22 protein-coding genes are annotated in these 20976 nt (G+C 42.0%); 10 read left to right on the top strand and 12 right to left on the bottom strand.

All coding sequences use genetic code 11. From position 1 onward, the window contains the following. The first annotated feature begins 10 nt into the window (after window positions 1-10). Both M301_RS08035 and M301_RS08040 read left to right on the top strand, forming a co-directional pair. On the top strand, window positions 11-214 hold the full coding sequence (locus M301_RS08035; protein WP_013148267.1) for a (2Fe-2S)-binding protein: 204 nt from the start codon (window positions 11-13) through the stop codon (window positions 212-214). A 94-nt stretch (window positions 215-308) separates the two neighbouring features. Beyond that, complete coding sequence (locus M301_RS08040) at window positions 309-749, top strand: SRPBCC family protein (protein WP_013148268.1); 441 nt, start codon at window positions 309-311, stop codon at window positions 747-749. Between the two features lie 38 nt (window positions 750-787). Here the strand turns inward: M301_RS08040 and M301_RS08045 are convergent, their stop codons facing one another. From M301_RS08045 to ispD, 4 genes are all read right to left on the bottom strand, one after another. After that, window positions 788-1267, bottom strand: coding sequence for a nuclear transport factor 2 family protein (locus tag M301_RS08045; protein WP_013148269.1), 480 nt, complete (start codon window positions 1265-1267; stop codon window positions 788-790). Window positions 1268-1462: 195 nt separating this feature from the next. Further along, window positions 1463-3301: an ABC transporter ATP-binding protein gene (locus tag M301_RS08050; protein WP_013148270.1), complete on the bottom strand. Its 1839-nt coding sequence runs from the start codon at window positions 3299-3301 to the stop codon at window positions 1463-1465. A gap of 90 nt (window positions 3302-3391) precedes the next feature. Continuing rightward, window positions 3392-3865, bottom strand: a complete 474-nt coding sequence (gene ispF / locus M301_RS08055; RefSeq protein ID WP_148218658.1) for a 2-C-methyl-D-erythritol 2,4-cyclodiphosphate synthase — start codon at window positions 3863-3865, stop codon at window positions 3392-3394. A gap of 31 nt (window positions 3866-3896) precedes the next feature. Continuing rightward, window positions 3897-4589, bottom strand: a complete 693-nt coding sequence (gene ispD / locus M301_RS08060) for a 2-C-methyl-D-erythritol 4-phosphate cytidylyltransferase (RefSeq protein WP_013148272.1) — start codon at window positions 4587-4589, stop codon at window positions 3897-3899. Window positions 4590-4801: 212 nt separating this feature from the next. Between ispD and epsA the strand changes: the two genes are divergently transcribed. Further along, window positions 4802-5611, top strand: coding sequence for an XrtB/PEP-CTERM-associated transcriptional regulator EpsA (gene epsA / locus M301_RS08065; protein WP_238524620.1), 810 nt, complete (start codon window positions 4802-4804; stop codon window positions 5609-5611). A 48-nt stretch (window positions 5612-5659) separates the two neighbouring features. Here the strand turns inward: epsA and M301_RS08070 are convergent, their stop codons facing one another. Both M301_RS08070 and M301_RS08075 read right to left on the bottom strand, forming a co-directional pair. Further along, window positions 5660-6862, bottom strand: a complete 1203-nt coding sequence (locus M301_RS08070; RefSeq protein ID WP_013148274.1) for an ammonium transporter — start codon at window positions 6860-6862, stop codon at window positions 5660-5662. Window positions 6863-7053: 191 nt separating this feature from the next. Then, complete coding sequence (locus M301_RS08075; RefSeq protein WP_013148275.1) at window positions 7054-7728, bottom strand: hypothetical protein; 675 nt, start codon at window positions 7726-7728, stop codon at window positions 7054-7056. 168 nt (window positions 7729-7896) lie between these two features. Between M301_RS08075 and M301_RS08080 the strand changes: the two genes are divergently transcribed. Next, window positions 7897-8211, top strand: a complete 315-nt coding sequence (locus M301_RS08080; RefSeq protein WP_013148276.1) for a DUF3301 domain-containing protein — start codon at window positions 7897-7899, stop codon at window positions 8209-8211. A 28-nt stretch (window positions 8212-8239) separates the two neighbouring features. Here the strand turns inward: M301_RS08080 and M301_RS08085 are convergent, their stop codons facing one another. The 3 genes from M301_RS08085 to M301_RS08095 are packed head-to-tail and all read right to left on the bottom strand — an operon-like array spanning window position 8240 to window position 10156. Further along, a complete protein-coding gene (locus tag M301_RS08085) occupies window positions 8240-8950 on the bottom strand; it encodes a transporter (RefSeq protein WP_238524621.1) in 711 nt (236 codons plus the stop codon). Between the two features lie 58 nt (window positions 8951-9008). Further along, window positions 9009-9824: an FTR1 family iron permease gene (locus M301_RS08090; protein WP_013148278.1), complete on the bottom strand. Its 816-nt coding sequence runs from the start codon at window positions 9822-9824 to the stop codon at window positions 9009-9011. Between the two features lie 14 nt (window positions 9825-9838). Continuing rightward, the gene (locus tag M301_RS08095; protein ID WP_013148279.1) at window positions 9839-10156 is read right to left on the bottom strand and encodes a cupredoxin domain-containing protein; all 318 of its coding nucleotides are present in this window, start codon (window positions 10154-10156) and stop codon (window positions 9839-9841) included. Window positions 10157-10258: 102 nt separating this feature from the next. Here M301_RS08095 and hslO point away from each other — a divergent pair, with 102 nt between their 5' ends. Further along, the gene (hslO, locus tag M301_RS08100; RefSeq protein ID WP_013148280.1) at window positions 10259-11164 is read left to right on the top strand and encodes an Hsp33 family molecular chaperone HslO; all 906 of its coding nucleotides are present in this window, start codon (window positions 10259-10261) and stop codon (window positions 11162-11164) included. Between the two features lie 42 nt (window positions 11165-11206). On the opposite strand, the gene M301_RS08105 is transcribed toward hslO, so the two are convergent. After that, window positions 11207-11698: a pilin gene (locus M301_RS08105; RefSeq protein WP_013148281.1), complete on the bottom strand. Its 492-nt coding sequence runs from the start codon at window positions 11696-11698 to the stop codon at window positions 11207-11209. Continuing rightward, window positions 11695-12480: a TrmH family RNA methyltransferase gene (locus M301_RS08110; RefSeq protein WP_013148282.1), complete on the bottom strand. Its 786-nt coding sequence runs from the start codon at window positions 12478-12480 to the stop codon at window positions 11695-11697. The genes M301_RS08105 and M301_RS08110 overlap by 4 nt, the downstream gene beginning before the upstream one ends. 145 nt (window positions 12481-12625) lie before the next feature. On the opposite strand from M301_RS08110, the gene aqpZ reads away from it, so the two are divergent. The 4 genes from aqpZ (at window position 12626) to M301_RS08130 (ending at window position 15742) form a co-directional block, all read left to right on the top strand. Continuing rightward, complete coding sequence (gene aqpZ / locus M301_RS08115; RefSeq protein WP_013148283.1) at window positions 12626-13315, top strand: aquaporin Z; 690 nt, start codon at window positions 12626-12628, stop codon at window positions 13313-13315. Window positions 13316-13409: 94 nt separating this feature from the next. Continuing rightward, entirely contained in the window at window positions 13410-14147 is a 738-nt protein-coding gene (locus tag M301_RS08120) for a pseudouridine synthase (protein ID WP_013148284.1), read from the top strand. A gap of 48 nt (window positions 14148-14195) precedes the next feature. Next, complete coding sequence (locus tag M301_RS08125; protein ID WP_013148285.1) at window positions 14196-15128, top strand: alpha/beta hydrolase; 933 nt, start codon at window positions 14196-14198, stop codon at window positions 15126-15128. A 41-nt stretch (window positions 15129-15169) separates the two neighbouring features. After that, entirely contained in the window at window positions 15170-15742 is a 573-nt protein-coding gene (locus M301_RS08130) for a lipocalin family protein (protein WP_013148286.1), read from the top strand. 46 nt (window positions 15743-15788) lie between these two features. Here the strand turns inward: M301_RS08130 and M301_RS08135 are convergent, their stop codons facing one another. Further along, a complete protein-coding gene (locus M301_RS08135) occupies window positions 15789-17921 on the bottom strand; it encodes a bifunctional diguanylate cyclase/phosphodiesterase (protein WP_013148287.1) in 2133 nt (710 codons plus the stop codon). A gap of 369 nt (window positions 17922-18290) precedes the next feature. On the opposite strand from M301_RS08135, the gene M301_RS08145 reads away from it, so the two are divergent. Continuing rightward, on the top strand, window positions 18291-20864 hold the full coding sequence (locus M301_RS08145; protein WP_013148288.1) for a chemotaxis protein CheW: 2574 nt from the start codon (window positions 18291-18293) through the stop codon (window positions 20862-20864). Window positions 20865-20976: the final 112 nt, after the last annotated feature.

Consider the following 20976-nt stretch of genomic DNA (forward strand, 5'->3'; position numbering starts at 1 on the left):
CGATTACATCATGACCACTCAAGACGATAACTTAGACGATGAAGTCATCTGCACATGCAGTGGCACTACGCGCGCCAAAATTAAAAAACTGTTTAATGAAGGCATGGATATGGAAGCTATTTCCAATTGGTCTGGCGCCCTTTCAGGCTGCGGCGGCTGCGAATGGGATGTTGAACAGTATTTGAAAGAGTTGGCTGAGCAGAGAGTAGAGTAAGTTCAGTCACTATTGTGCGCCAAGGCAACGGTGAGCCAAGCCCATATAACGTAAAAAATTACATTAATTTTCAACGGAAAAGGAGAGCAACATCATGACAGGCACTGTTCGTCTTCACCGAGTACTTAAAGCGCCACCTGAACGCGTATATCGAGCATTTACTACGCCTGATGCCATGGCCAAATGGATTCCTCCTTACGGCTTTACCTGCAAGGTTCACCACATGGAAGCTAGACTTGGCGGGACATTCAAAATGTCATTCACCAACTTCACAACGCAACACAGTCTTTCGTTTGGTGGTGAATATCTTGAGCTCGTACCAAACGAGCTTCTTAAATATACCGACAAGTTTGATGACCCAAATCTGCCGGGAGTCATGCAGGTTACAGTTATACTTAAGCAGACTTCCTGTGGCACCGACTTAAGTGTCACGCAAGAGGGGATTCCTGACTTGATTCCTGTAGAAATGTGTTATCTCGGCTGGCAGGAATCGCTTGCACAGCTGGCAATGCTAGTAGAGCCAGAAATTCCTTAGCTAACTAGGGTGGGTAAGAAGTTGTCTCCCTACTTCATTTATAAGCCTAACTCGCTCAAACTCGCATGCTCATCAGGCCTGCGACCTAATGACCAAAAGAATTTACGGTCAGTTTCTTTTATTGGCAAATCATTAATGCTGGCATAGCGTAATTCCATTAAACCATTGGCATCAAATTGCCAGTTTTCGTTGCCGTACGAGCGAAACCAATTGCCAGCATCATCATGCCATTCATAAGCAAAACGCACGGCGACACGGTTACCATCAAATGCCCATAGCTCTTTGATTAATCTGTAATCATGTTCTTTTGCCCACTTTCGGGTTAAAAACTCGACGATTTCAGGACGCCCTTTTGGAAATTCAGCGCGGTTGCGCCATTGTGAGTCAAAGGTATAGACCATTGACACACGTTGTGGATCACGGCTGTTCCAGCCATCTTCGGCCATGCGCACTTTTTGAATGGCGGTTTCACGGGTGAATGGTGGGATTGGTGGACGAGTTTCTATATTGGTGGTCATGGCGCAAGTCCTTACTATAAATTCCAAAACGCTATATTACCCGTCATTCTGAGCATAGCGAAGAATCCAGAATCTAAGTCACAAAAAACTGGATTCTTCGCTATGCTCAGAATGATGATGTTGATATTAAGTTGCCTACAAAAAATTGCGCCTCGACTGGATTCCCGCCTACGCGGGAATGACGAAGTAAAAAATTTACTCACCTAAGAAACCACCACTCTGATGTGCCCATAGGCTTGCATACAGACCACCTTGTTTGAGCAGTGCTTGGTGATTGCCCTCTTCTACGATTTTGCCTTCATCTAAAACGATGAGTCTATCCATCGCTGCGATAGTTGATAGGCGGTGCGCAATCGCCACGACTGTTTTACCTTTCATCAAATTATATAGACTTGCTTGAATCGCTTGCTCAACCTCTGAATCCAAGGCGCTGGTAGCTTCATCTAACAATAAAATCGGCGCATCTTTTAACATGACTCGCGCAATGGCAATACGCTGACGCTGCCCGCCAGAGAGTTTGACCCCGCGCTCGCCGACGTGTGCATCGTAAGCTGTGCGCCCTTTTGCATCTTGCAGCGATAAAATAAAATCATGCGCTTCAGCACGTTTGGCAGCACTAATCATCTCGGCCTCTGTGGCGTCGGGGCGGCCGTATAAAATATTGTCGCGCACGCTTCTATGTAAAAGCGACGTATCTTGCGTGACCATACCGATGTTCTCACGGAGACTATTTTGTGTGACACGATTCACATTTTGACCGTCAATCAAAATACTGCCACTTTCTACCTCATAAAAACGCAATAGTAAATTAACAATGGTTGATTTTCCCGCTCCAGAGCGACCGACCAGCCCTACTTTTTCACCTGGCTTAATATTTAATTGCAGGTTCTTTAATAGCGCTTGATGTCCATCATCCAACCCTCGACCATAGTTAAAATTCACCGAATCAAACTTAATTTCGCCATGCGCTACTTGTAACGGTTTAGCATCGGCTGCATCGCTAATATTATTGTGCATCGTCAGCGTGTTCATGCCATCTTGCACTGTGCCAACTTGCTCATATAAAGACGTCATTTCCCACATGACCCAGTGCGAAATACCGTTTAGACGCAGTGACATAGCAGTTGCCGCTGCCACGCCGCCTACAGACACTTGGCCTTTGCTCCATAAATATAGCGCACTTAAACTGGTGGCAATAATCAGCAACATATTCAGAGCATGATTGATGATTTCCACCATGCTCACCAATTGCATTTGCGCATGCACGGTGCCAATAAACTCTCGCATAGCATCTTTTGCATAAGCGCCTTCGCGTCCTGCGTGGCTAAACAACTTGACTGTGCTGATGTTGGTGTAGGCATCTGTAATACGCCCTGTCATTAAGCTACGTGCATCGGCTTGCATGCGTGATGTTTTGCTTAAACGTGGCACAAAATAACTTAAAGAAGCGACGTAAGCCGCCAACCAAACTAAGAATGGAATGGCGATGAGCGAGTTAAAATACGCCACTATGCCCACCATGCTGCCAAAGTACACCAGAACATACACCATAATATCGGCCACAATAAACCACACATCGCGCACTGCCAGCGCAGTTTGCATGACTTTTGCAGAAACACGGCCGGCAAACTCATCCTGGTAAAAACTCATGCTTTGATTCAACATTAGGCGGTGGAAATTCCAGCGCATGCGCATAGGAAAATTAGCTGCCAATGTTTGATGCTTAAACATGGTCTGCATCACTATAAAGAATGTACTCAAGATTAAAATAATCGCCAAAGCGCCTAATTCTGTCATGTAGTTTTGCCATAACAGATCTTTTGGCACGTTGCTTAGCCAATCGACAATTTTGCCCATCATGGCAAACAAAGCTGCTTCAAATGCAGCGATTAAGCCTGTAAAAATTGTCATGCCCAACAGGTATGGGCGTAAACCGTGCGTGCAACTCCATGCAAACGTCCAAAAGTTTTTGGATGGCGTGGTGATGAGTGTGTCGGGGAAAGGTGAAGCTAGGTTTTGAAACCATTTAAACATGTGTGTTCAATTCAAGTAAATTTGTTTCATTCATCTAAGTACCTATTCAGATACTCCAACTAAAGTAGAGTAAGAAGAGCTAAAACAGGTTTAGTTCTTAACTATAGTGCAAACCGCCTCTGCCGCAATGCCTTCGCCGCGACCAGTGAAGCCTAGTTTTTCTGTAGTGGTGGCTTTAACATTAACTTGTGTCACGTCAACATCGCAATCTGCAGTAATATTGGCGCACATTTGTGCCGTGTGTGGTGATAACTTTGGCGCTTCGCAAATCACAGTCGCATCAATATTATTCACCACATAGCTTTTAATTTTTAATAGGGCAACGACATGACGCAATAATTCCCTTGAATCTATGCCTTTAAACTTATTATCACTCGGTGGAAAGTGTTTACCTATGTCACCCAGCCCAGCCGCGCCTAGCAAGGCATCGCATATTGCATGCAGCAAAACATCTGCGTCAGAATGCCCATCCAAGCCTTTATCAAAAGGAATCTCTACCCCGCCAATAATGCACTTTCTACCTAGCACTAGTTGGTGTACATCTAACCCATGGCCGATACGCATATTCATGTTTTCATCAATTCTTTTATTAAGACTATGTTAGAGACTGACTGTCTAGCAATGCCGTCAGCACTACTAAATCTTGCGGATAAGTCACTTTAAGATTCCGCAATTCACCTGTTACCAATTTAGGTTTCAAACCCAAAGCCTCAATCGCTTCAGCCTCATCCGTTGGCGTGCCGCTAAATTCAGCTAGCGCTTTTTTTAGCGTGACATAGCGAAACATTTGTGGTGTTTGCGCCTGCCATAAATCATTGCGCGGAATAGTCGCCGAAACCCGCTGATCATCACCTGCACGCTTCAAGGTGTCCGCCAAAGGCATCGCTAACAAGCCGCCTACGGCATCATTTTCAAGTGTGTTTATCAATTGATTTAGCAAAAGATTACTTAAACCTGGTCGCGCTGCATCATGTACCAAAATCCAATCGTCATCCTCAACTTGGTTCTGAATAGCGTTTAAACCATTCAAAACTGTACCTGCGCGCGTATCAGCGCCGCAATAATGTACTTGCAGTTTGCTACTGGAATGCAGATAAGTACTACGCCAATGCACATCTTCATTATTAATTAGAATATGTATTGTGCTGATTCTAATTGATTGATCAAACACTTTGATGACATGCTGAATTAATGTTTTGCCATGCAAATTTAAATACTGTTTAGGCGCATCTGCCCTCATGCGACTGCCATTACCAGCTGCAGGAATAATCACATGAAAACGCGCCATATTTAAAGTGGAGATAGTTGAATTGTCATGCCTAGATTTTAACATAGTGAACCAGCATTAGACTGGAACTAATACTGGGGCAGGAGAAGAAAAAGTCGAATTTTCAACAGCAACGATTTTAAGGCACAAATTTTGCATAGCTGTTATTAATAGCACTAACTTTGAGTCAATTTAAAATGTTAATGAACGCGAAAACGCCTGTCGAACACTCATTGCAGCACATTAAAAATGATAATAAATATAGAAAAAATCAAAATCCCATAGAGCCAAATTTATCTGAAAAAATATTTTCGATTATTGCCTCTTCATACAGCATTAATAAACATATTGATTTTTATAACTGGCTACAAACCAGTGTGGCTGAGGTTTTACCGCATAATATGCTACTGGCTTGCTGGGGTGATTTTGATAGCAACTCGCAAAAATTTAACTTTAATTATGATGTCTCTTCCAATTTAGCGAACATCCGCACTCAAGCTTTATTTGATTCCCCAGAAAAAACTGATGCGCTTATGCGCCAGTTACACAAGACTTGGTCGGCTAATCATTGCCGATGGCTGACTGTCAATAATCTTGACAATGTCGATGGAAATGACGAAATCAAATCAAAACTTCCCGACATATTTAACGAATTTAAATCATTACTCGTCTACGGTTTAAGTGATTTGCGCGCGAATAACGATTGTCTATATGTTTTCTTTAGTACAGATTCTACGTTTAATGTACAAGACTCATTAATGGGACTGCTAATGCCGCATATTGATAACGTACTTAGAAAAATTCAACACATTGAACCAGTAGACGCTTCGGAAGCTGAAAGTGTATCCGTGATCAAATCGTACAATCTGAGTGTGCGTGAATTAGAAATAATAGATTGGGTAAAGCAGGGTAAGACTGATAGCGAAATCGCAATGATTTTGTTCATCAGCCAAAATACAGTGAAAAGTCATCTGAAGCATGTTTTTGAAAAGCTAAACGTCTCAAGAAGAGCGCAAGCTGTCGCTAAATTAAGCTATAGCTAAGGTTACCGCACCAAATTAATGGTACGTGTAACCTTAAACCATGAACAGTTAATCTTCTGCACTAGATGCAATTTTGTGTATGCTCAAATCTGCTCCGTCAAACTCTTCTTCCTGACCTAAACGGATTCCAATGAGCTTCTTGAGTGTGCCGTAAACCACCGCACCGCCAATGAGCGCAATAACAACACCCAAGCCTGTTCCTAAAAGTTGTGACATAAAACTAATGCCATCGACACCACCACCTGTGCCTCCAAGCGCTTTAGCTCCGAAAATACCTGCAGCAATACCACCCCAAGCACCACACAAACCATGTAGCGGCCATACACCTAGGACATCATCAATTTTTAAGCGGTTTTGTGTCAGTGTAAAAGCCCAAACAAACAATATGCCTGCAACGCCACCAGTCACCAATGCGCCTAGAGGATGCATAACATCTGAACCCGCACACACTGCAACTAAGCCAGCTAATGGACCATTATGCACAAAGCCTGGGTCATTTTTACCCATCACTAAAGCCGCCAATGTGCCGCCAACCAGCGCCATAAGTGAGTTAACTGCGACAAGCCCAGAAATACCTTGAATTGATTGTGCTGACATCACATTAAAACCAAACCAGCCAACAGTGAGGATCCATGCGCCTAGTGCTAAAAATGGAATATTTGAAGGTGGATGAGCATGTAAACGACCGTCTTTGCTATAGCGACCTTGGCGAGCACCCAATAAAACTACAGCAGCAAGTGCAATCCAGCCACCCATCGCGTGAACGACCACGGAACCTGCGAAATCATGAAACTTAGCGCCAAATGTAGTTACAAGCCAATGTTGAATGCCAAAATGGTTATTCCAGGCGATACCCTCAAAAAATGGGTAAACAAATCCTACAATTAAAAAAGTGGCTGCAAGTTGTGGGTTGAATTTAGCGCGCTCAGCTATGCCACCAGACACGATGGCGGGAATGGCTGCAGCAAAGGTCAAAAGAAAAAAGAATTTAACTAAGCCGTAGCCATTTTTCGCGGCTAATACCTCTGCACCACTGAAAAAATTAATGCCGTAAGCAATGCTATAACCTATAAAGAAGTAAGCAATGGTCGATACTGAAAAATCCACCATGATTTTCACTAGCGCATTTACTTGGTTTTTCTTACGGACGGTACCCACTTCTAAAAATGCAAAACCCGCATGCATAGCAAGCACCATAATGGCGCCTAATAATACAAACAACACGTCATTTGACGAAACTAATGCTTCCATTTCTCAATTTCCCCTAGAGTTTTCTAAAAAAATATCTAGGAAAATAAAGCAAATAGCGCGCCAATACTTAAGCCATTGATTTTAAGAGCTTATTAGTTTGAAAGCGGAGATGGAAGGCACTTAAATAGTGCTAGCCGTGGTGCATCGCACTATTTAAGTGCGAAATTGAGAATAATCACTTGATATATTGTTTAGAGTAGGATGTTCCCTGAGCCATCTTTCAGCACCATACTACTTGCATCAGGATTACCAATCCAAAAATGATAAAACTCACGCACAACCACTAAAAATAAGCGTCGATTATTTTTAATATTGAATAGCGGTAATGTCAGATCAACAGCCGTTCGATAAGATTTATGATTTTTGACTGGTGCATTTTTCAAACGTACCAAGATAATTTTTGCCAGTTTAACGCGCGTATCGACCAAAGATTGCTCAGAACCCTCTTGGCGAAGCGCTTGTGCGTAGGCTTTTAATGGCCAATTTTCAGACGCATCAAATTTTTCAGTAGCTAAACTTTCCATCAACAACTTTAATGACGTTGGCAATGGCTTCCATTGCAATGGCGTAATGTCAAAGCCTGGGTTAATATTTAAAGCTGCAATGGCTTTAATATCCTCTTTCCAAAATGGATAAAACTCACGTGCCGCAGTCAAACAGTCATGCCAATCATCGGTAGGCACTGTTTCCATCAACGGCTCTACTGCATCGCGATACTCATTTCCATCTAACTCTTTGCCTGCAAGATTCACAATCAGCTTTTCTAAAAACTGTGAACGTCGGAGAAGCGCCGCACTAACAGCGCCCTTAGTCTGCAATAGCCTCAAATAAGCCCTGACGGCTTCATCCTCACGTGTTTGATCCATTAGATTGCAATTCTTCATATTGACTTCATAAAACTATATCTGATATGCGGTAGCTTTAGCTTACAATTCAACATAATAATCGACTTTATTTTAAGTACAAATAATTTAAATCATCGATAACGACATAAACGTTACCAATTAAAAGTAAAAATTAAGAAAGAACACCGCATGGAAATTGCACTATTAGCCATCATTATTGGCATGGCTTGGTTTTGGCTTGATAGCATGGACAAGCGAGAACGCGCCGTTTTATTAGGTCACGAACTCGCTTCTCGATTTAATCTACAGTTACTTGATGAAACTGTGGCATGTAGCAAATTATGGCTTGGACGTAATAGTCGCGGCCACGTGAAGTTTTTACGTACTTATGAATTTGAAGTCAGTGCGAATGGTGCTGATAGACTACATTGCCATTTGATTTTACTCGGAAATCAACTTGGTACTTGGCATATCCCACCATATCAGCAAGCTTTTAATGATTGAGTAACGATTGGGTTTTTAAGTCAAAAGACTAAAACTCATACTCAACCTGCATTCTAAAGGTGTTATTAGGTGCAGCGTCGCTCACACCAAATAGCAAGGCGGCATTATATTTTATCGCTTGCTTATTCCCCACTGACACCTTACCAAATACTGCAGGTCCAAACCTGTGGGTTTGTTCAGATGTAGACGTCCAATCATTCCACTGGCCCATTTCTCCCATTCCCTGCAGACCAAGCTCAAATGATGGTTGCAAGCGATACTTAGCTTGCCATTGGTAGCCCATTTCAGTAAATCGACTTTCATCAGCATCATTTGGACCAAATTTACGCTCAAAAAGAACGTTAGCATTAAGCTGTAGCTTGCCAAATTCTGTTTGAAATAATGGCCCAAACTTAAATTCATAAGGCTCGTTATTATTACTGGTTGGCGCTTCAAATTCTGTAATTAAGCCGATTTCTATCGGATATTTTCCAGTCTCAGTCAGTTGAAATTTGTTTTCCCACTCTGCTATAGTCAAGCCTTCTCCAGCCTCACTTTCACGTTTTAGATAAACTTCTGTAAACCAAAAGTCATTAACGCCATAGCCGAAACCTAGCGAGGTCACATTTTGTCGAGACCCATCCTGCAGCTTTGCTGTTCCGAATTTAAAATCTATTTCTTTTTCACCCTGCTCTACCATTGGGGTGTAGACATAATCTGCCGAGCCCGCCAGCGCTTCACTCATGTACAATGCACTCATTAACATACTAAAACCAAAAGTTAACTTACATCTCTTCATTTCAAACAACTCCAATTATTTAAATCTTTTTGTGAGCACTTTTCGCCCACTTCATTCCAGTAAGAATCAAAAGCAATACGGCAACATAAAACATGACTTGCATGCCAGATGGGCGCGCATCATAGCCAATCAAGCTATGCAGCAGCATTCCAAACAAACCATTTTCAGGAATGAGTCGTGAGGTATCCCACAACGGAGATGCCATACTTGGCAACAAATCAGCTTGTATTAAAAATCTTGCGGCTGTTGATGCCATTCCTGCCGCTAGCAGCAAGACCAATGTTGCGGTTGTGGCAAAAAACCATCGCATCGGAACTCTTAATAAACCTGCATATATCGTGTAACCAACAACAACACCCATGAAGGTGCCTATGAAGCCACCGATTAACATGTTGCTTAAAGTGTCACTGCCAGATGCCGCAATCCCATAGAGAAAAAGAACTGTTTCCGAACCTTCTCGCAACACAGCTAAACCTACAACCAACATTAAAATAGAACTCTCACTACGTCCTTCTCGTATATTGTTGCCTACATTGCGTGCATGCGCCGCAAGCTCTGCGCCATGCGTAGACATCCATATGCTATGCCAAGCGAGCATCACTACAGCTAAGCCAAGCACAATTGCATTGAACAACTCCTGACCAATACCACTTGCAAATTCAGCAATGACGTCTGTAGAAGCTGCAACAATTGCAGAACCCAATAAGCCAAACATTAAGCCTGCGAATAACCAATAATTGCGCTTAGGCACATCCCGCGTCGCTGCAGAGACGATACCAATAATAATAGCGGCTTCAAGAACCTCTCTAAACACAATGACTGCTGTTCCAAACATAATATTCCTCAGTACTACTTAGCGACAATCACGCCTTGTGCAGTTGCTTGGTTAAACTCACCAATAAATGGATAGCGGCCTGGCTTTAAAGGTCCAATGTAGATTTTAATGGTGCTATTTCCAGCAACCACTTTTTCCCGATTAAGGGTATAGCTCTCAAACTCTTCGGGACTTGCATCTTTATTAACTACAAACAGTTTAACTTTCTCACCAGCAGGCACTACCAATTCTGCAGGCTCGAATTTGTGGTCTTTAATGACTAAAGTAAATTCAGTTTCCGTTGCATATCCAACCAAGGGTGTTAATAGTAAAATTGCGTATAAAAATTTCATACTAGATTCTTTCAATAAGCTTAGATACAAATGATAATAGCTATCATTTGCGCTTGCAATAATTATTAATGTTATTTTTCATCTAAATGTTAAAATGCAGGCATGAAAACACACCAAGACACACTGCAACGTTTCTTATTTGAAAACACGCCCGTCCGTGGCAACCTAGTCAATCTCACGCAAACATTACAACAAGCGCTGAATAAACAGCATCTGCCTACAGGTTTGCGAAAAGCACTTGGCGAGCTAATGGCAGCCAGCGCCCTGCTCGCAGCGACACTTAAGATGGATGGCTCTTTGGTGATGCAGATTCAAAGTAAAGGCGCGTTAAAACTCTTAGTTGTCGAATGTAACTCAGATGTTGGCAGCACTATAAAAATGCGCGCCACGGCTAAATGGGGTGACGGAGTAACCGATAATCAGAATTTGTTTGAGCTAATCGAGCAAGGTCAATTTATGATTACGCTAGACCCAAAAGATGGGCAAGCGTATCAAGGCATCGTGCCAATAGAAGGTGACAGCATTAGTGCGGTATTGGAAAACTACATGATGCGCTCTGAGCAAATTGATACCAAAATCTGGTTAAGTTGTGATGGCGAGTCTGCCGCAGGCATGCTGATACAAAAATTACCAGAGACCATGAATCAAGAAACGCAGATACATGATGAAGATATTTGGAATCGTGTAGGCTATCTAGCTGGCACAGTGACTGATGAAGAGTTACTTAACTTGCCTACTGAAACACTAATTACACGATTATTTCACGAAGAAGATGTGCGCCTGTTTGAATCTAGCATCACACAATTCTTTTGTAGTTGCACACGCGAAAGTGTCTCTAATATGTTGCGCATGTTAGGCGATGAAGAAATTAATAGCATTATTGAAGAGCAAGGGAAAATTGAAGTGAACTGCGATTTTTGTAATGCACATTACGCCTTTGACAAGATAGACGCAGCGCAACTCCTAGTGACTGAAGCTGCTGTCATCACTAGCCCTAAAATTCACTAAATCATTAGAGAGTTGCCTAAGCTGTGGTTAGTTACACAGAGACTATCTACACATCATAGGTAGAAACTCTGGGGCAACATTAGTTTTATTCTCGCCTTTCACTGTCATTTTATCAGGTGCTTTAGCGTTACCACACACCCATGTGACTGGTACGATTTGAGACTCCTCAATTACCGCAGGGCGCATTGACAAGACTTTACCTATAATTTTTGAATGGGCTTTATTGCCAAAAGTCATATGAATAGCGCCGTTTTTTACTTCAACCGAACTGATCAAATTACTCACAATTTTATCTGCATCAGGCAATCCAGCTTCTTTATTATCAGCGGGTAATGTTTTAGTCAGCTTCCATGCTGCCGCAATAGGCTCTTTCACAATATCAGCCAATGGCAACGCTGCATTGATTTGTTCTTTAACAATACGACCCAAGCTGGAAGGTATGGCTATCATCGCCAAGATTGCAATAATCGCCACGACTACCATCATTTCGATAGCAGAAAAACCAGCTTGCTTAGACTTTAATTGATTACTCATAATGCCTGCCGTTTGCGCTCAAATAGACAAATAGCCGCTGCAGCGCCCGCATTAAGCGACTCCACAGAACCAAACTGGCTCTCTGTCATAGGAATAGTAATACTTTTATCCGCTGCAGCGATAGTTTGTTTTCTCAAGCCTGCACCTTCATTGCCAATCACGAACGCCGTTGCCTGCGTTAAATCTTGCGCATATAGCGACTCGCCATGCATAGCAGTTGCATAACTATTGCCATTAAAATTATCTAACTCAGCAATTAAGTTAGCACGTTCTACAATTGGCAATACAAATTGTGCGCCCTGCCCGCCACGTAAGGCTTTTGGTGACCATGCGTCAGTACAACTCGTACTCAGATAGACGGCTTCTACACCTGCCGCTGCCGCTGTGCGCAACATGCTGCCCAAATTACCTGGGTCTTGAATATCTTCTAGCATCAACGCAAACTTAGGTTGTTCTGGCGCAGTTAATTGTGGAATTTTAACCAACGCCAAAATACCAGTAGCACTTGCAACAGGCGTTAGCTCAGCAAACATCAAGGTCGGCAACATGATGGTTGGGATTTCAGTCAAGGTTTGAATCAACCCAGTCGCTTCGATGCTGCTTTTGCCTTCTGGAATAATGATCATCACTGGCTCGCCAAAAGTAGCCATATACGCTTCTATTAAATGCACGCCATCTAATAAGGTTTGTCCTTCACTACGACGCTCACGTGAGTTATCAGCTAATTTTTTAAGCTGCTTAAAAACTGAGTTGTCGCGCGAAATGATATGTTTGAATGACATAGAACAATTGTTTACATATTAAAAATGACAGTTTAACTGAAACTCACTTGTGAGCGCATAAGGATTACAGTAAATTAGCTAAGTAGATAGAGTTTAAAATAATTATTAATCTACATTTAAACACTTATAAATTTCAGGAGGCAATATGTCATTAACTAAGCGTTCTGTTGCAGAATTAATTGGTACGTTTTGGTTGGTTTTAGGTGGTTGTGGCAGCGCTGTATTAGCGGCTGGCATTCCAGATTTAGGCTTAGGTTATCTAGGCGTATCATTCGCTTTTGGTTTAACGGTGGTCACCATGGCTTACGCGATTGGCCATATTTCAGGCTGCCATTTAAACCCTGCCGTTTCAATTGGCTTGGTGGCTGGTGGACGCTTTAAAGCCAGCGAATTACCTCACTATATTATCGCGCAAGTGCTTGGTGCGATTCTGGCGGCACTACTGATACGCACCATTGCCAGCGGTGCTGAAGGCTTTTCAGGTGGCTTAGCCTCAAATGGCTTCGGCATACATTCACCGCATGGCTACAGCATGATGGCAGCACTAGTCACAGAAATTGCAATGACGGCGATGTTCTTGTTCATTATCATGGGAGCAACTGACAAACGCGCACCGGCAGGTTTGGCACCGCTCGCCATTGGTTTTACACTGACGCTCATTCACATGATTAGTATTCCAGTCACCAACACCTCAGTGAACCCAGCACGCAGCACTGGCCCGGCTTTGTTAGAAGGCGGAATTGCACTTAGTCAACTTTGGTTATTCTGGTTAGCACCTATTATTGGTGCGGTGATTGGGGCTTTGCTATACAACTTTGTTAGCAAAGAAGATTAATTAAAAAATTATCTCACTAGCAACATTCAAACTGCAGCCACTTAAAAAGCCTACAATAAGTGGGCTTTTTTATAGCTAACGTTATAATGCACGCATGGCTAAAAAACTAAAATCAAAACTTCCGCTTGAACGCATTATCTGCAACCAAGGCTTTGGCGCGCGTAAGCTGTGCCGCATTCTAATTCTCAATCAAGAAGTCACCGTCAATGGTGAAATTTGCGATGACCCTGATGCAGTTTTTGATACTGAAAATCTGCAATATACGGTAAAAGGCGAAGCGTGGGATTATCGCGAAAAATCTTACTTGATGCTGCATAAACCCAGCAATTACGAGTGTTCACATAAGACCCAGCATCATCCAACTATCTATAGTTTATTGCCACATCCGTTGGTAGTGCGCGATGTGCAATGTATAGGCAGATTAGATGAAGACACTACCGGGCTGATTCTCATTTCAGACGATGGTCAGTTTATTCATCGTATGAGTTCGCCTAAACATAAAGTGCCTAAAGTCTACGAAGTGACTTGTAAGCACCCAATGAGCGATGAACAAATCGCGCATATTTTAAAAGGTGTGCAATTAGTCGATGAAGATGCGCCGATTGCTGCCCTTGCTTGTACTCGCATTACTCAGAATATTATCCACATGACGCTGGCTGAAGGTAAATATCACCAAGTCAAACGCATGGTCGCCGCCATTAGCAACCGCGTGGAAGGCTTGAAGCGCATTCAAATCGGTGAGGTAAAGTTGCCTGATGACTTGGCTGTTGGCGAATGGCGTTGGCTGACTGAGTCAGAATTAGTGTCTCTAAACAACTCAGAAAAAGCTTAAGCTAATAATGTTTAATTGACTTTTTACTCAAAAGAATAGGTTTATAAAGTGAAAAAATTATGTGCTTTTCTCGGCTTACTCGCGGTTATTTTTAGTAGTCAAAATGTGAATGCACAAACCTTACGAGAACGTATTGCCGAGAGATTGGCGTACCGTCAGCAAGTAGATGAAATAGAGCAAGAAGATGGCGATAATAAGACCTTCAATCCAGAAAATGCCACAGTGCAACGCAACATCAGCTATGGCGCAGATGGCGCGCAAAGTTTAGATGTTTATATTCCGAAAAATGCACATAACGCGCCAGTAGTATTGATGGTGCATGGTGGCGCTTGGCGCGTAGGTGATAAAGCCATGAATCGTGTGGTGGAGAACAAAGCCAATAGATGGTTAGCTAAGGGCATCATTTTTGTTTCTATCAATTACCGCATGTTGCCAAAAGCTGATCCGCTTACGCAAGCCAACGATGTGGCATTAGCACTGGCAAAAGCACAATCTCTGGCGCCAACTTGGGGTGGTGATGCTAAGCGCTTTGTCCTGATGGGACATTCAGCAGGCGCGCATTTAGTGGCACTCATTACAGCTAACGCTAACATTGCAAAACAACAAGGCGCTCAGCCATGGCTAGGCACCGTGATGCTCGATAGTGCAGCCTATGACCTTGAAAAAACCATGTCATCCAAACACCTACCTTTTTACGACAAAGCCTTTGGCAACGATAGCGCCTTCTGGAAAAGTGCTTCGCCTAGTTATCAACTCTCGCAAAAAACCATACCTATGCTAGCGGTTTGCTCAACCACAAGAAAAGACAAACCGTGCATGCAAGCAAATGCTTTTATTGAGAAAGCGACTAAGTTTGGTACACAGGCAAACGTTTTTCCTGTAGCTATGTCTCACAAAGAGATTAACGAAAACTTAGGCTTACCAAGTGATTACACCGATAAGGTTGAATCTTTTATGCGCTCACTTGGACTACCACTGTAGCCTCACGCATTAGAAACTAAACTTAAATTATAAAAATATTAATGAAAAAACTTCTTATTTGGCTTGTAGCTCTTTCACTCACGGCATGCATGGGCGCACCTGAAAATGTAAAGGTGGTTGATAGTATTGATGCAAATCAGTACCTTGGCACTTGGTATGAAATTGCCAGACTAGACCATTCATTTGAACGTGATTTAGAAAAGGTCACAGCAACTTATAGCTTGCGTGACGATGGTGGCATTAAAGTCATCAATCGTGGCTTTAATCCCAAAACCAATGAGTGGAAAGAAGCAGAAGGCAAAGCTTATTTTGTTGATCCACCCAATGCCGATAAAACCAATACAGGCAAGCTTAAGGTATCATTTTTCGGACCATTTTACGGCGCTTATAACATCATGGTGTTAGATAAACCATACTATAACTATGTGATGGTTTGTGGACCTGACAAATCATATTTTTGGATACTTTCTAGAACCCCACAACTCACCTACCCAATTAAACAACATTTGATTGCGCAGGCTAAAGAGCTCGGATTTGATACAGAACAATTAATTCACGTTGTACAAAGTGCTGAAATCATCAATTACAAAGCAGGACCGCATGTGAATAAATGAGACGTAACCTATAATCACTTTCATGACTAACGGATTGTTTGTTACGCTAAGATTTACTAAGCTGGTTTTGAAGTAAGGCTTCAAACTCAATTGCAGGTATAGGTTTACTGAAGTAATAACCTTGTAGCTCATCACAACCAATCGATTGTAAATAATCGTGCTGGAAACGCGTTTCTACGCCTTCTGCAATCACCTTCATGCCTAAGCTTTGTCCAAGCACAATAATGGCTTTAAGGATGGCAGTATTCGCTGGATCATTCTCAAGATTGCTGACAAAAGCTTTATCGATTTTTAGTCTATCTATTGGAAAATCCTTTAGATAAGCCAAACTTGAATAGCCTGTGCCAAAATCATCGATGGCAAGCTTAATCCCTATGGTTTTTAGGGCATGAAGTGTTTGTATAAATTTTGCAGCATCATCAATTAATGTGCTTTCAGTAATTTCCAGTTCAAGACAATCTGGATCCAGGTTGGTAAGCTCTAAAGTATTTTTGATAGTCTGTGCAAGATTAGGCTGTTTAAATTGTCGAGGTGATACATTGACCGCAATGGGAATGGGTCGTCCCATTTTTTCTTTTAACTCTTTGGCTTTTTTACAAGCTTCAATAAGCACCCATTCACCGATACTCTCAATAAGTCCAGTCTCTTCCGCAATATGAATGAATTTAACAGGCGGAATCAGTTCACCTTCAGGAGTTTGCCAGCGAATTAAAGCCTCGGCACCACTAATAAGACCGGTTGCAAAATCTACCTTAGGTTGATAATGCAGTAAGAGCTCACCGTTTTCAATTGCAAGCCGTAAGCGGTACTCCATTGTCACGCGCTCAGTTAACGCTTCATTCAGCTCTTGCGTGTAAATCTGATAGTTATTACGTCCAGCTTTCTTAGCTTTATACATGGCAGTATCAGCATTTTTAAGCAGCGTATTCGGCTCGATACCATCATCCGGATAAATACTGATGCCTATGCTAGAGGTAACAACGTAATCCAGCTCATTAATGACGCAAGGCGCGGCAACAGCAGTCAGTACGCGCTGCATACTGATTAGGACGTCATTCACATTTTCGATATTAGTCAGCAGTATTACAAACTCATCGCCTCCCAACCTCACTACAGTATCAACTTCACGAATACAGCTAGAGAGTCGTTTAGACATAATCAATAGCAACTGATCACCTACCTCATGCCCCATACTGTCGTTGATGAGCTTGAACTGATCAAGGTCGACAAAGGCCACAGCCATTTTATTTTTGTAACGATCTGCAAAGTTGATAGATTGCTGGAGCCTATCATTTAGCATATAGCGATTAGGTAGACCAGTCAGGCTATCGTGCTTGGCTTGATGCTCTATTTTATGGTCGTAGTTTTTACGCGCGGTAATATCCTCAACCGTACCTTCGTAATAGAGTAAGTTTCCAGCTTTGTCATGCACCATGCGGGCATTTTCAGAAATCCAGATCGTACTATTATCTTTTTTATACACTAATGATTCGAAGTTATGCACGCTTTGATTGGCTAACATCGCTTGCACAAACTCTTCACGACGACCAGGTGTCACATAAAGCTGTTGCTGAATATTGTTAAGAACACTAATCAGTTCTTCAGGAGAGCTGTAGCCGTATATCTTGGCTAGTGCAGGATTAACAATCAGATAGTGCCCGTTTGGCGATGTCTGAAAGATCCCTTCAATCGCATTCTCAAAAATAGAGCGATAGCGAAATTCTGCATCATGCAATGACTGTTCAGCAGCCTTACGTTGTGTAATATTCTGGATAAAGCCTTCTATCGCATGAACCTTACCCTTTGCATTGTAAATCGGGTTACCTCGTTCACATACCCATATAATGTCAGTGTTTGCATGACGTATACGATACTCAACTTCGAAGCGTTTACCTTGCTTAACGGCTTCATCAATAGCATATCTAACTAACGCTCGATCATCCTTAAAGATAATTTCCTCATAAGAAACTAAATTATTGAAAATTAAATCATCGGGAAAATAACCCGTTAAATCTTTGCATCCATCACTTACATAAATCATGGTCCAGTGCTGATCATAAAGATTGCAATAAACTAAACCTTCCAGATTATCCACAAGCGTATCGAGCATGCGCTGACGATCATGAACAAATGCATCAATGGAGATAAGAGATTTAGTTGTTGGTGATGGCAATTTCATTTTTTGTAGATTAGTACCATATAGAATCCATAAATTTTTACTTTAAAAAGCAATATTTATGCCACACATGATGATGAATGTAAGTGATGTCTTTATTGTTATAACTTAAAGGTATGGCGCCAATACTTAGAGCATTAGAATTAATCAGCAAGTCAACATTTAGCGATTAAGTTCACTTTATAGGTGCGTCTATTTCAGAATATGCACCAAAGTTAAGCTGTTTGAATCAATTAACAATACCTGACAATAGCCAAACATATAGACAATCTGCAACAACACTGCATTTTTTGTGCTGGCGTGCATTTTGCTTATCTGTATTTGAGAAATTCTATTTGTATCTACCACTACAATAATTTTACGGGTATGCGCATGAGCCAAATTACTACGATTCAGCTTGATAATTTTCTCCCTTACATGAGAGATGTCATTCGTTGTGAACAATCATTGCATGAGTTAAATCTGATGTGGCGGATGATTGAGTCTTCGGCAAAAATGAACTGTCCAACCGAAGCTAAAAGTATTCTACCTACGATGGCAGCAACTCGGGCTGGCTTTAATCGGCTAGAAAAAGAACTTGTCTTAAGCTTAGTGCAAGAAAAAGTTGCTACTGTGTTGAGTGAAATAGGTACCAAAGCGCAATATGTCATTGATATTTTGGTACGAAATCTTTATGAGCGTACTGCCGATGTAGGATTTCTAGCTACGGATAACGAATTATGTGAGTTTGTTGCAGGTATATCAGGCAATGATGAGCTTATTCGCGCGCGTTTACGTGCCTACAGAAAAAAATACACTGTCTACGATGAAATCATTTTACTAGATATAAATGGTAATGTTTTAGTACAAATTAATGATGAAACCCCTATTGAAGGCAGCTTAGACCCTCTTATTAAAGAAACATTAGCTTCAGATCAATATGTCGAAACCTATCGCGCTTCTGACCTACGCCCTAGCAAAAATAAAGCGTTGATTTACTCTAAACGTATGCGACATCCTCACACTGGCGAAGTTATTGGCGTGTTATGCCTATGCTTCGATTTTGTTGAAGAAATGGCGAGTATTTTTAAATCACATGGCGACCCTTCAGAGCGATCTGTCATGTTGCTGCTTGATAGCGATAATTGCGTCATAGAATCTAGCGATAAGATATGGGTTCCTGTCGGTGCTGTAGTGCCAGTCAATGATGATATGCAATCAAACTTAAAAGTATTTAGTGGTCGTAAGTACTTGGTGAGTACCTTCACTTCCGATGGTTATCAAGGCTATATGGGGCCAAAAGGTTGGCAAGGCCAAGTGATGATTCCTGTAGACATTGCTTTTACTGGCAAGGAAACCAATACTTTAAAGACCTTAGACCCCGTCGTAGCTGAAGGCCTGCTTTCACATGCACAATCTTTCTGCCCGCCACTCTTTGAAGTCATGAATGCTGCCTCGACCATACGACGCGTGGTGTGGAATGGGCAGGTAATGACGGCAGGACAAAGCGGTGAGTTACTGAAATTAAAAACTGTTTTAGATCAAATTAGTGAAACGGGTACCCGCAGCAATGAATTGTTCGCTCAATCTATTAATGATCTATACGAAACCGTGCTCGCTTCAAGATTGCAAGACTCAGAATTTGTGTCCCATCTACTGGTTGATTTACTTGACCGCAATCTATATGAGCGTTCAGATGACTGCCGTTGGTGGGCTGTTACGCCAGAATTAAGAGCGGCGCTTGCTTCACAAACAATCGATAGCAAAACGGTCACTCAAATTACCGATATTCTCGAATATATCAATTCGCTATACACCGTCTATAGCCGAATATTTGTGTATGACAATACTGGTTGCATTATTGCCAGTACAAACCCAATGGAAGCTAGTGACTCAATCATAGGCACAAGAATAGACGAAACTACGCTTGCTCAAGTAATGTCATTGCGTACAGAGCAACAGTATTATGTATCCCCTTTTGTAAATGACGCACTTTATAGCAATGCACCAACATACATCTACCATGCGGCCATTATGGCGCCAAACGGCAACTCTGTAGTCGGTGGTATTGGGATTGTATTTGACTCATCTACTGAATTTTTTGCCATGTTGCAGGGCGGTATTACAGAAAAAGAATCTGTGACTGCTTTTTATATTGATAGACAAGGTCTAATCATTTCGAGCACTGACCCAACTCGCCCTGTAGGCACCATGTTGGAGATTGATACTGATTTACTTACCTTGCCCAATGGCAAAAGTACCTCTCGTATTGTGATACATGACGGACATTACTCAATACTTGGATGTAGTGTATCTAATGGCTATCGAGAATTCAAAGTCACAGATGGATACAAAGAAGATGTCATCGCTGTGGTTTATGATTCATTCGGAGAAGTGCGTAGCAGTTACAGCTCTGGCAACAACTCAGCATCAATTATTGATGTATCAATGACTCAATCAGCAGACCCTGAATTCGCAACATTCTTTATTGATGGTGGGCTGTTTGCAATAGAGGCTGAATATATACTTGAGGCACTGCCAGCATCTGAGGTTTCTCGGGTGTCTATCGGTAGTGGTTCAGAACGTGTAGGCGTGCTGGCCATACAACATGAAAACGAAGGGAAAACCTTTGCCTGGGTATTCGACCTTGGATTTTTACTCAGCGGAAAACTTACCGTAGTTGATAGCAACAGCCAAGTGATTGTGATTGAGTATCAGCAACACAAAATTGGCCTACTGGTGGGTGCCTTACATTCCGTAGCTCAGTTTAATGAAAGCCAAGTGACGCCCACGCCGCTTGCAGTCAATAGAGACGGCGTATTAATCAAACAGATCATCAAGGCGAATAGTGGAAGACTTCTGATTCAAGCGATTGATATTCAATATCTGCTTAACATGCTCAGCAATCCATTTGAAGCAGTCGGTGATGATAAAAAAATTGCATTAAGAATAGTTAACGGGAACTAGATAATATTGATGACAAGATGAACGCCTGTACTGCAGGTGTTCATCTTTTTTCATATCAGGAGCAAACCTCTTGACAAAAAAAGTCGACACGTTAAAGGTTGGTACAGACTTT

The organism is Methylotenera versatilis 301 (assembly GCF_000093025.1).
Lineage (GTDB): Bacteria > Pseudomonadota > Gammaproteobacteria > Burkholderiales > Methylophilaceae > Methylotenera > Methylotenera versatilis.

Coding starts and splice junctions, on each gene's coding strand:
- ispD (WP_013148272.1), bottom strand. CDS start 4,589: ATGGCGCGTTTTCATGTGATTATTCCTGCAGCTGGTAATGGCAGTCGC.
- M301_RS08035 (WP_013148267.1), top strand. CDS start 11: ATGACCACTCAAGACGATAACTTAGACGATGAAGTCATCTGCACATGC.
- M301_RS08095 (WP_013148279.1), bottom strand. CDS start 10,156: ATGAAATTTTTATACGCAATTTTACTATTAACACCCTTGGTTGGATAT.
- M301_RS08075 (WP_013148275.1), bottom strand. CDS start 7,728: ATGGATCAAACACGTGAGGATGAAGCCGTCAGGGCTTATTTGAGGCTA.
- M301_RS08045 (WP_013148269.1), bottom strand. CDS start 1,267: ATGACCACCAATATAGAAACTCGTCCACCAATCCCACCATTCACCCGT.
- M301_RS08120 (WP_013148284.1), top strand. CDS start 13,410: ATGGCTAAAAAACTAAAATCAAAACTTCCGCTTGAACGCATTATCTGC.
- M301_RS08050 (WP_013148270.1), bottom strand. CDS start 3,301: ATGTTTAAATGGTTTCAAAACCTAGCTTCACCTTTCCCCGACACACTC.
- aqpZ (WP_013148283.1), top strand. CDS start 12,626: ATGTCATTAACTAAGCGTTCTGTTGCAGAATTAATTGGTACGTTTTGG.
- ispF (WP_148218658.1), bottom strand. CDS start 3,865: ATGCGTATCGGCCATGGGTTAGATGTACACCAACTAGTGCTAGGTAGA.
- M301_RS08105 (WP_013148281.1), bottom strand. CDS start 11,698: ATGAGTAATCAATTAAAGTCTAAGCAAGCTGGTTTTTCTGCTATCGAA.
- M301_RS08070 (WP_013148274.1), bottom strand. CDS start 6,862: ATGGAAGCATTAGTTTCGTCAAATGACGTGTTGTTTGTATTATTAGGC.
- M301_RS08110 (WP_013148282.1), bottom strand. CDS start 12,480: ATGTCATTCAAACATATCATTTCGCGCGACAACTCAGTTTTTAAGCAG.
- M301_RS08090 (WP_013148278.1), bottom strand. CDS start 9,824: ATGTTTGGAACAGCAGTCATTGTGTTTAGAGAGGTTCTTGAAGCCGCT.
- M301_RS08145 (WP_013148288.1), top strand. CDS start 18,291: ATGAGCCAAATTACTACGATTCAGCTTGATAATTTTCTCCCTTACATG.
- M301_RS08130 (WP_013148286.1), top strand. CDS start 15,170: ATGAAAAAACTTCTTATTTGGCTTGTAGCTCTTTCACTCACGGCATGC.
- M301_RS08080 (WP_013148276.1), top strand. CDS start 7,897: ATGGAAATTGCACTATTAGCCATCATTATTGGCATGGCTTGGTTTTGG.
- M301_RS08135 (WP_013148287.1), bottom strand. CDS start 17,921: ATGAAATTGCCATCACCAACAACTAAATCTCTTATCTCCATTGATGCA.
- M301_RS08085 (WP_238524621.1), bottom strand. CDS start 8,950: ATGAGTGCATTGTACATGAGTGAAGCGCTGGCGGGCTCGGCAGATTAT.
- hslO (WP_013148280.1), top strand. CDS start 10,259: ATGAAAACACACCAAGACACACTGCAACGTTTCTTATTTGAAAACACG.
- M301_RS08040 (WP_013148268.1), top strand. CDS start 309: ATGACAGGCACTGTTCGTCTTCACCGAGTACTTAAAGCGCCACCTGAA.